We start from the raw sequence: 10552 nt of genomic DNA, 5'->3' as shown, positions 1-10552 counted from the left end.
GAAAATCTCCTCGACTGCGTTTTGAACGACAGCCAAAGATCTCATGTCGAAAAATAATGCGCAGCACGCCGAAGGCCGATCGGGCCTGCCTGCTGGGAAAATCGCGTGTTCGGCGCGTTCCTTCACATTATGAACTGCTGCTGATTACTTCAGTAATGGCGAGCTCGCCATAACTGCAGACAGACATCCATTGCTATCCTGCTCTTCTCGGTCTGACGACCGATATCCCGCAGCAAGATAGCGGCGGCGTCATTGACGTCGAGCACTATACGCTCTGAGCCATGGCGGCCAACCTGTACAATGACTGGCCTTTCGAACCTGCTCAAACCGGCATCTCCCCCCTTGACAGCCGGTCTCTGCCGACAGGCCGCATGCTAACCAAATCTCACTACTGCGCGTCGCCGCAGTCGCATCGGCGAACAGGATCTAGACTTTTGCGGTGCCTGCTTTCCAGGCTGCAATCCACTGCATCGCAGAGGTCGCATTCTTCCAATATGCCAACCTGCTTTGCGAAGTCGTAAAGAGCGTTGCGCGCCGCACACACTTGGGTCGGTTCGACTCCCTTGCAGATGGCAGACTACTCTCGCCCACCGCATCGTGGCATCGTGGCATCGTGGCATCGCAATGCGCGCCAATCGGTAACAAACTAAACGCTTGTCCACTTCGCAACCCGCACACGTCGGCAGCGTGTTTTCAAATTTATGGTGCGCTCGGCAGGGTTTGAACCTGCACCGCCAGATGCGAAGTCTGGAACTCTTCCAATTGAGCTACGAGCACCTTACCGACGGTTTTGGTCGGCTATCGAAGCATGGCGTTTTCTGGCAATCCGCCGGGCTAACAGAAACAGATGAAGTGCGCCTACGTAATCATCAACGCGGTTGCCAAGTCGGGCGACAGGACGGTTGGACGTCGTCCTTATTTTCGCCGTTCAGGTGGCTTGGTGCCTATCAATAAGGCTATCTACCCTCTGTCGGCGGTGGATCGCAGCGCGCGCCCAGCGCTCCCATACTTCGGAGCATTTCAGCTGTGTGTCCCGACTAAGCGCTTTTGCTATGGAGACTTGGTCATCGATGGATCGTTTTCCGGGTCCGCCTCCGAACTGCAGAGCATCTCTGCACTCTTCGAGACTTTCCGGTAACACGCCAGCGAGGTGGCTGGCCAACTCGCTTCGGCGCTCCGCAACGGAGCTATCCTGACGGACACGCCTGGCGATCTCGCCAATTTGTGTATGGGCCTTCCTGAAAGGGACGCCTCTCGACGCCATCCGTTCGGCGGCGACGGCCGTCATTGATGACCCGTCCTCCAGATTCTCACGCATCGACCTCTCGTTAAACGACATGAACCTCACGATTAGCGATGTGAGCGTAATGGCCCGCTTCAGGGCATCTTCTGCTAGACCCAATGAAGAGCACCCGTAGTTGCTTGTTTCGATCGAGTTGCTGAAAGGCGCTTTGCAGGTAGCCGTTGCCGCAGAAACGTATGCGCCAATTACCGTGCTTGCCGATCCCTTAATGTGTTCAAGTAGGAACGGGTTCTTCTTTTGCGGCAGCATGGACGAGCCTCCGGCAAGATTTCGAGGAATGTCGATAAGAGCGAACTCGCGAGTCGTCCAGACCTGCAGATCCTGGGCCACACGACTGAGCAAGGTTGAGATGCCAGCAAAGATTGAAAGCCCGTAAAGGTGATGGTCTCGGCTCGCGACCGCATCGAGTGAGTTGAACGACGGCTGTTCGAATCCAAGAAGACTTGCGGTTTGCAGGGGATCAATCGGCATACTGGTGCCTCCGCCGGCACCAGCTCCCATAGGGCAGTTCCTGATGTCTTCCAGCAGGCTATGGAGGCGCTGGCGCTCGCGTCCCAGAGCGAAGAAGACGCCAAGCAAGCAGTGCCCTGGCGATCCAGGGAGTGCGATCTGGTACTGACTGTAGAGCGGAGCCACTAGTCTCGATGCCTCTTCCGCTCGCTGAAGCAAAGCATCTTGTGCAATTCCAATCTGTTGCGAGATGGAACACGCGGCCTCTCGGAGGGCCAGGAGAGAAATGGTCGCGTTCAGGTCGTTGCGGGACCTTGCGAGGTGCAGCCAGCCGGCCTTGTCCGTGCCAGCTCTGGCGGTAAGTTCGGCCTCATAAGCAAGGTAGAGGCCACGCGGAGCCTCGCTGCCCTCCAAAGACTGAAACCCCTCGTCCTGGAGGTCCAAGATGTGCTTGAGGAGATCAGCAGCCACTGCCTGGCTGATCAAGCCTTGGTCGGCGAGCATCACCAGATGTGCCTCGTCTATTGTCGCTTGGTACTGCAGAAGGCGACCGTCACGCGAGATTTCGATAGGTGGAGCGAGCAACTTCATCGCTTCGGGATGTAGGTTCCACCCGCTCTCGCTTGACCCAGCGACTTGCGTGTTCGCCGTTTCGGCGGAAGCTGGCTCGATTTCGATGACCGTGGAGTCGATCATCTGTTGCGCAGCCGCGACGGCGACATTCAGTTCATCGGCTACGCCTATGGCGTAGGCTACCCGGTCTCTGAAGTCGCCATTTATTTGAACTTCCTCCCCCTCAGATTTCAGTACCCCGGCCTCGGGCACTATCGGGTCTGGTTTTCGAGAGAAGTCCAGGCGTTTGAGCTTGCCGGATTTGTGAGCGAGTTGGAAACGGATGGCTCCCGCCCTTGCGGTCGCGTGGGGAGGTGTAAACCCTTCTCCAGCGTAAAGTCTAATCACCATGTCAAGGATTGACGTGCCCAAGGCGTGCGCGAGCATGACTGGAATCATCCCTCCAGCCAGCCTGGGATTCACCTCGATGATGACGGGGCCCGACTCCGTTATCACGAACTCCACATGAGCCGGTCCGAAATTCAGGCCCAGAGCGGACACCGCGCCTGCGGCAAAAGAAGTCAATTCCTTGAGGGATGGCTCTGGTAGCGGGGCCGGGAAGTCGTGCCCTACCTCGACGAAGCAGGGAGCCGGCCCTTTGTGCTTGGCAAGAATTCCGAGACAATGCAGCGTTCCATCATACGCAATTATCTCTGCCGAGTATTCCTTACCCTCCACATACTGCTGGATCAGGACGTCTGGGCTGGGCAGATCCACTTGATCGAGCAGTGCGCCCCTTGCACTCTCGAACGCCTTGATGGCGGCTGCGGCACTGTCGCACAACCTCACGCCGCTACTACCACTGCCGGACACTGGCTTGACCACCACCGGCAGAGTGGTCTGGGCAAGAATGTTCTCGACATCTCTGACGGAAGTGGCCAGCCGTGTTTCAGGGATCGTGATTGATTGTCGCCGCAACTCGGCCGCTTGCTTCCATTTGTTGCGGCATGCGGCTATAGCCTCCGGATTCGCTGCTGGCAGCCCTATCGCCGCAGCGACACGTGATGCTGCTTCCACAAAATACTCCGACGACGAATATATACCTGCAAGCCTACTTAATTTGGCGGCGGCCCCGATAAGTTCGTCCGGGCTGCGGGTCTCAGCTTCGATCACTCGGGCGACCGAGTCTTTGAGGAACGGATAGCGCGCAGGATTGCGCGTAACGAGATAGGGCTCAAAACCTAAGGCTCGGGCCCGCTTCATCAACAGTTCGCCAGTGCCCGTTGTGTTGCTTTCGACAAAAAGGAAGCTACCCCGGTTCATCATGACGCGTCCTCCAGAACGTTTAGGACAGCTTCCCGGCTTTTCCGCTTCCACAGATATCTGTTCCATGGTGGGAGGGCAGTCGAAGGGTGATTTTCGGTTGCCGGCGCGTCCAGCAGAACACTTTCATGTAGACATCCGTGCTGCTTCAGCCATTGGCGGTCGTAAACGGATTCGACGTAGCGGTGGCCTTCATCGGGGCATATGACGACTACGGCTTCTCGTGGATACTGCCGGGCGCGCCAATGCCCCACGATGTAACTCGCTCCGGAGGTCGGACCGGCGAAAACGGCGTGCCGCTCGTGGAGGGTACGCGTTGCAGCAAATGCGAGCGGAGCCGATATGAGATGCACCTCGTCATAGAGTTCATGCTTCACGTTCTTGGGGACAAGACTGTTCCCCAGGCCCCGCAGCTTCCGCTCGCCATCCTGTTGGCCAAAAATGACGCTGTTGAAGGTGTCCACGCCAATCAGGCGGGCGCCAGGGGCCTTTTGCCGGAGGCGCTCTATCGTTCCGCAGGTAGAGCCGCCTGACCCCACAGAACCGACCAAAGTTACGTCGGCGTCCAACATCCCCGATATCTGATCGGCGAAGAGCTCATAGGCTGCGGGGTTGTCGGGTGTTTCATATTGCCGGGGCCAGAAACAGGAGTGGCCCAACTGTCTCATCCTGGCGTGTAATGCGTCGAGGCGGCTTCTTTGATAGCCACCCTGCTTCGCCTTTTCAGTTATTATGAAGACTTTGGCCCCCAAGGAGCTCAACCTGTTTTCTAGGCCTTTGTCCATCACAGGGTCTGTGAAGACTTCAAGCTGGAATCCACGTTCCCGACAAACTACCGCCAAACCCAGTGCGAAGGTCCCGCTCGATGTCTCGAGAACTTTCATGCCGTGAGTCAAAGTCCCTCGAGCCAGCGCTTGCTCGACGATGTACTTAGCAGGGAGAAGCTTCATGAATGCGAATTGCGCAAGATAAAGGTTTGTCTCACACCTAATAATGGTGGGAAGAGCAAAGGCATCAGAATAGCTGGTGAATGGCAGGCGTTTGCGGGCGAAGTCCATATTGCTCACCTCACCGGCAGCCAGTCATTGTCAGATATATTCTTGGCGAGTTGTCGAACGGCGATACATACGCGAGCACCGACCTAAGCTTCTGTGGGAAGTCAGCCGCCATTCGATCAAGCAGAATTCCAATCATTGTGCCGCTGTGCGCGACTATGACCCCAAGAGCGTCAGTGGCCTCAGATGCTTTCAGCATCGAGTTCAGATGCTCCTTTGGAGTTCGCTCCTGATGCAGGAGCGCGCTAGCTGTAGCAATCCTGCCTATCGTGGCCGTGTCACCGCGCGGAACTGCTATCCGTGCGCGGTCGAGTAGTTGGCGATATTCTTCTCTGTGACTGGCGGAGATTTCACCTCGCCGTTGATCATAGTCGACGGTTTCGACCGTACCGCCTTCATCGATACCAACGATTGCAAGCGGCGGCATTTGCCCAAGGAAGGAGAGAAGGCGACATGCTCGCTGCTGATATGCGACTACCCCTGGGTACATCACCCCGTCGGATGGCTCGATCTCTGCCATGAGCTTCTCGATCAACGATGTCCGGACTCTGCGCTTGAAGCAGCAGCCGATTGACCGTGCGGCCGCTACAAGATCTGCGGACGAACTCGCCAGCCCTTTGCCTTCGGAGAGTTCAGATTCCAAAATTAGGATTCCTCCTGGGCCGCCGAGCTCAATCACGAGGTTCTCAGCCAATCGTTTTGCTTTAATTTTATGTGACGGATAAACTGTTACAGATCGGGTGCCCGCAATCGGTATAAAGTGAGCTCGCGCAAAAAGCGCGACGGGCATCGTGACCAGAAAATGAGAGTCCCGGGGAACGGAGCCGACCGGTAACTGGCCTTGTAGCAGCTCGCCGAATGTGCCGCAACAAAGAGCGTCGCTAGAATGAACTTTTGGTGGCAGTCTGTGCTCAGCGATGATCTGGGTCGCGTCCGCGCCATCGAACGTCTGGTGAGACATGTATGGGCTCCAAATTTCATCGGCGGCGGCTTTGAGAAGTTCCATAGTGGAGATGCTAGGGCCGATAGGGTCGGTAGAGTTTTGGATCGCCATATCACTTCCCCGTTAGGCCGTTAGGTTCATGGGCTCGCATTTCAGTTGGGATACGCAAGCACCTAAGGCGCCTAGGTCCTCACCTCAGACTTTCGGGTGAACGTACCATTGACGGCGATTTTAGATCGCAAAGGTTCTGTAAAATTACTTGAAGGTTCTGTTGCCGCGTTGATTATCGGCGGCGAATCCGCAATCAGCGCGGATCCCGCAGCCGCGATTTTCCTTGTCTCAGTCTGGGGGTGCATGTTTAGTCCCGGGCTCACATGACGATGCTGAGGTCAAGAGGTGTCGTAGGGTGGCATCGTGTTGCTCCCAATTGGCGGCGGAATCCAGAGCTGGGCCCGATTGCGTGACACGGCTCGGTCAATCGAGCCTAGTCAAACTCATATACGGTCGCCGCTTGAGACGGCTGCACCAATGTCCCGCTTGCGGCGGCAGGGGCCCAGAAGGCGAGACCCGTCTTTGATACGGCATTCCAGCCAGCTGGGATCGCGGTTCGCCTCCTGGATCCGCCGAGGCTGATCAGGCCTCGAGGGATGAGTGTATCGGTGTGATCTCGTCAGACAGCCTTCATGACGGCACCTCCGATGACGACGCCGCGGTCAGATATTTCCACAGCGCCACGAGCAGCTTCCTTGCAAGGGCGACGATGGTTGTCATTTTGAGGCACTGATTGCGCATCACGCGTTCGTGGAACCTGCGGGTAAGCGCTGAACTCGGTTGATTGCACAGCCACAGCCACGCCAACTCGATCATCGTCGTTCGCAGCCGGGGGTTGCTGGCCTTCGAGACGCCTTGCTCGCGCTGGACCGATCCGCTCTGCCAAGGCGTCGGCGCGAGCCCGGCATAGGCGGCGACCTGCCGGCGATTATCGAAGTGCCGGAACAGCCCTTCCGCGTAGAGGATGGCGGCACAATCGGGGCCGATACCCTTGAGATCGAGCAATGTCGCTGCTGGAGTTTCGGCGACTTCGATTGCCAGCAGAGCGTCGCGCTCGGCCTGCACCTCTTTCGGCTATTACCAGTTCGGGCCGGTCGAGCTCGCGACGGATTTGCCCCTTCAGATGTTCTGGCAGTGCGCGGCCGTCGCCGGTCCTCAATTCCTCAAGCCGATGTCGCCGGTCACGTCGTAGCGGCTCGTTGCCGGTGAAGACCTGACCAAAAAGCAGGCCCTTAATCCGGTTGACATGGCAGGTCCGCTCGCCAACCAGAACCTTTGCGTTCACGGCCGATGCGCCGATGGTCTTCCTCGTTGATGCTCGGTACCCTTGTTTTCAGCGATGGGACGGTCGCGGGTTCGGTCATGTCTCCGCCCTGTTGCTGCGGTCTTGTGACCGCTGGCCCTGATGGTATCCGCTGATCCTTTGGCCTGATCAAGAGAGCGAGCTCGAAGCTCCGACTATGCTGCAGGCTTTCAGGATCTGTGTTCCCATCACGGCATTGTCACCCTCGATTCCGGCTCACGGCCTCAGCCGATGCTGCTTTTACTTTTACGCCGGCGTGCCGGCATAATGTGTTGCGTCGCGCATGACTGCGAAGGCGATACGAGCGAGTTGTTTGCGGTGCTCCATGTCCCGGATGGGCTCACCATAACGCCGCTCCAAAACAAGAACAGCAGGACGAAAAGGCACCACAGATCACATACCGGATAACGGCCAGTTCGAGAGGATGAACCGGACTATCAAAGACGCTACGGTCAAGCGCTTACTGCGAGAGCCATGACTAGACTAACTCTCAGTCATCTCCCCGACTTCGTAGCCGCCTACAATTTGCTCGCAGGCTCAAGACCCTCAAAGGCCTGACGCCCTATGAGTTCGTCTGCACGGCGTGGGCCACCCAGCCCGAACGCTTCAGGCTAAATCCGCTTGTCTTATGACTTTCCTCGTTTCGAGGCCAAAGTGGGTTGCCGCCTGCGGGCCTTTACCACCCGCAGGCGGCGGGAGGGGTGGGATCGATGAATCGCCGGTCGTGATGGACCGAGCTAGAGTATGATCGCCCCTCTCTTTTCCATGAGGCCTGAACGGATAGCCCGGTTTCTAGACCCGGATGACAAGCACGGGACACGGAAAAGATGACCGCAATCATACCACGCACACTCGGACTCGACATCTCGAAAGATCGCCTCGACGTTCATCTGCTGCCGGAAGGTATGGAGCGGCAATACGCCAACGACGCCAGCGGTCTGCACGAACTGATCCGCTGCTGGTGCCTCTTGCGCCTGCCCGCATCGTCTACGAGGCGACGGGCGCCTATCATCGGTTGCTCGAGCGCACCTTGGGTGCCAAGGGCCTGCCGCTGGTCAAGATGAACCCACAGCGCACGCGTGCCTTCGCAAAGGCAGCCGGCCGTTTGTCCAAGACCGATCGGATCGATGCCGCCATGCTCGCCCACTTTGGCGCGCTGATGGCGCCGCAGATCCGGCCGATCCGCAGCCATGCCCTTGATGCGCTTTGCGAACTGGTCACCGCCCGACGAGCGCTGATCAAGGACCGCACCGCCACATTGAACCGACAGAAGTCTTTGACCATCCCGCTGTTGAAGCGCCAGGCCGAGCAACGGTTGAAACAAATCGCTGCCCAGATCACAGCGATCGACGCCGAATGCCGAACTCATATCGCCAGCGAACCCGGTCTCAGACGCCGCTTCGATATTCTCACCAGCATTCCGGGGCTTGGAGAGGCGAGCGCCTTCGCCATCGTCGCTGACATGCCCGAACTGGGTGCACTCGAAAACAAGCAAGCTGCAAGCTTGGCCGGCCTTGCCCCCGTCGACCGCCAGTCCGGCCAGTGGAAGGGCAAGAGCTTCATCCAGGGCGGCCGGCAAATGCTCAGGCAGGCACTCTACATGCCCGCCCTCGTCGCCACCCGAGTCAATTAGCCTCTCAAGGCAAAATACGAAAGCCTCCGAGCAGGCGGAAAACCTGCAAAAGTCGCCATAACCGCAATCATGCGAAAGCTTGTCGTCATCGCAAACGCTCTCATCAGGGACGACCGCAAATGGTCTCCATCCTTTCCTTGACCAAGACGGATACTCTAGCAAATGCCGGGACTAAACATCTAGAGTGACACCTGTTTCGAGTTTGTCGCGTCCGCGACACGATGCACGTACTCCAGCTTCACTCGTATGCTCTCATGCTCAAATTGTTTGTGCGTTTCTGCTCAGTTGGCACGACTTTTGCCGGCAGGAGCTGCCCACCGAAATCAGGGTGCGGGTCGGAATATTTCGTTCGTGCTTCAACAAAGGCTACAAATGCCTGATAGCGAGACCTACTATGCATGCGACGCTGAAGACTTTATCTCACTTTGATCGAGCCCGAGTCGCCCACTTGCAGCTCTATCCCGAGCAAGAGCAGTTCGTCGACCCGTTGGATTTGGTGTTCTGTGAGCTTCAAGGTAACGCGCGCCCCGACCTGGAGCACCCATTTTCAATCGTTGTCCGCCATGAGACCGTTGGCTTCTTGGTCCTGCGTGAAGAATCAGCCCTGCCTGAATGGGCCCAGCCAGGCGTGATTACCCTGCACAGCCTTCGCGTAGGCCGTAGATACCAAGGTAACGGATATGGAAAAGCGGCAACGGGACTTATCTCTGAATGGATTTCGACAAACCGCCCATCTGTCAGGCACCTCATGCTTACCGTTGAAGTAAAGAATGTAAAGGCTAGACGCTTTTATTTAACGTCTGGGTTTTTGGACACAGGAACGACTTACCACGATAAAAAATTTGGCTTACAAAACGTTCTTGAACGCGAGATACATACTCCCTGAATTCGTGACCATCGCGGCGCCTTTTGCCGGCGGTTGCTTGATCATCGCAGCGGTCAAATCGTTCATGCTGTACCCGTTCTACCCTCTCGACTTGATTCAGTACCCCCGGGGGCGGGAGGGCTATCGCATATGGGTTAAAGCTTGGATGAGATAGTCATCATTCCAAGCGCATTTTTTGATGCGATGGCTGATGGGGACTTTGCTGATATCGGCTGCCTGTAGGACGTTTCTGGCGATGCGATTGAGCAGGGCGGTGTTGGCAGGGGCATTGTCCTTGCGAGCACGACATTGATCCTCGTCCAGATGGACGTCGAGCATCCAATGCAGCCCGTTCTCGATTTGCGAATGTGCCCTTGTCAGGTCGAGCGCCTGCTGTGGCGATAGCAGCGTCGAGGCCATGAACAAGCGTGTCACCGGTTCGGTCTGATTGCGCCGGCTTGTGATGCGGATGAAGGCCATGGCCAAGCATCAGTGGCTCGGCTGCGGCCACGATCTCTGCCTGCCGCCACTCGTCGCGGCCATGACTGGTTTCGGTCCGCGACGTTGCTGCGGGGGTGAGCTCGGCCAGACGTTGTTTGGCGTGGCCCACCCAATGGCGACGGTTTCCTTTGAGCGCGAGCAGATAATTGCCACCGCGTTCGGTGATGGCTTGGGCCATGCTTTTGTGACAGTGCAGCGCGTCGGCCGTGACCATTCTACCAGTAAGATCAATGAGTTCGACGACCTTGAGGGCAGCCTCGACCTCGTTTTCGCCCGCACCGGGCGACACTGCCGCCAGGCAGAGCCGTGTCTCGGCGGCAAAGGCCGACACCGTCAGTGGCGGACTGGCGGCAAGACCCTTCTCATAGGCCCGCCGCAGCGCCTTGCCGTCGAGTGAGACCACCTCCTGGCAGGCGCGCGCGAAGGTGAGCGCTGTTGCGGCACCACCTTTCGCGCGTGGTCGTGAGCCACGATGCTCGGAGCCTTTGAGGGCTTCGACACATGACGATTTCAGAGCTTACGCTTAAGTCCAGAGACGAAGAGCCGGTTCGTCGGCTTGAGATATTCACGGGT

5 protein-coding genes, 1 tRNA gene and 4 pseudogenes are annotated in these 10552 nt (G+C 57.6%); 3 read left to right on the top strand and 7 right to left on the bottom strand.

Annotated elements, in window-relative coordinates; translation table 11 throughout:
- Positions 1–702 precede the first annotated feature (702 nt).
- The 5 genes and pseudogenes from AC04SF_RS36930 to AC04SF_RS36910 all read right to left on the bottom strand — a co-directional run.
- A tRNA-Arg gene (locus AC04SF_RS36930) sits at positions 703–777 on the bottom strand.
- A gap of 151 nt (positions 778–928) precedes the next feature.
- Positions 929–3631 carry a lyase family protein gene (locus AC04SF_RS36925; RefSeq protein WP_488481815.1) on the bottom strand — a complete coding sequence of 901 codons (2703 nt, stop codon included), beginning with the start codon at positions 3629–3631 and terminating at the stop codon, positions 929–931.
- The gene (locus AC04SF_RS36920) at positions 3628–4686 is read right to left on the bottom strand and encodes a cysteine synthase family protein (protein ID WP_488481814.1); all 1059 of its coding nucleotides are present in this window, start codon (positions 4684–4686) and stop codon (positions 3628–3630) included. The genes AC04SF_RS36925 and AC04SF_RS36920 overlap by 4 nt, the downstream gene beginning before the upstream one ends.
- A 10-nt stretch (positions 4687–4696) precedes the next feature.
- Complete coding sequence (locus tag AC04SF_RS36915; RefSeq protein ID WP_488481813.1) at positions 4697–5689, bottom strand: GHMP family kinase ATP-binding protein; 993 nt, start codon at positions 5687–5689, stop codon at positions 4697–4699.
- A 607-nt stretch (positions 5690–6296) separates the two neighbouring features.
- A pseudogene (locus tag AC04SF_RS36910) lies at positions 6297–7005 on the bottom strand (transposase); the annotation flags it as partial.
- A 381-nt stretch (positions 7006–7386) separates the two neighbouring features.
- Between AC04SF_RS36910 and AC04SF_RS36905 the strand changes: the two are divergent.
- The 3 genes and pseudogenes from AC04SF_RS36905 to AC04SF_RS36895 form a co-directional block, all read left to right on the top strand.
- Positions 7387–7612: pseudogene (locus AC04SF_RS36905) on the top strand (IS481 family transposase); the annotation flags it as partial.
- A 195-nt stretch (positions 7613–7807) separates the two neighbouring features.
- Positions 7808–8754: pseudogene (locus AC04SF_RS36900) on the top strand (IS110 family RNA-guided transposase).
- Between the two features lie 253 nt (positions 8755–9007).
- Positions 9008–9499, top strand: coding sequence for a GNAT family N-acetyltransferase (locus AC04SF_RS36895; protein WP_488481812.1), 492 nt, complete (start codon positions 9008–9010; stop codon positions 9497–9499).
- A gap of 120 nt (positions 9500–9619) precedes the next feature.
- On the opposite strand, the gene AC04SF_RS36890 is transcribed toward AC04SF_RS36895, so the two are convergent.
- On the bottom strand, positions 9620–9958 hold the full coding sequence (locus tag AC04SF_RS36890) for an ISAs1 family transposase (RefSeq protein ID WP_488481811.1): 339 nt from the start codon (positions 9956–9958) through the stop codon (positions 9620–9622).
- Between the two features lie 76 nt (positions 9959–10034).
- Positions 10035–10382 (bottom strand): annotated as a pseudogene (locus AC04SF_RS36885) (ISAs1 family transposase); the annotation flags it as partial.
- Positions 10383–10552: the final 170 nt, after the last annotated feature.

It is taken from the genome of Mesorhizobium sp. CNPSo 4671, from assembly GCF_057784245.1.
The sequence above is the reverse complement of the archived record's forward strand: the minus strand, read 5'-3'. Positions and strand labels throughout refer to the sequence as shown.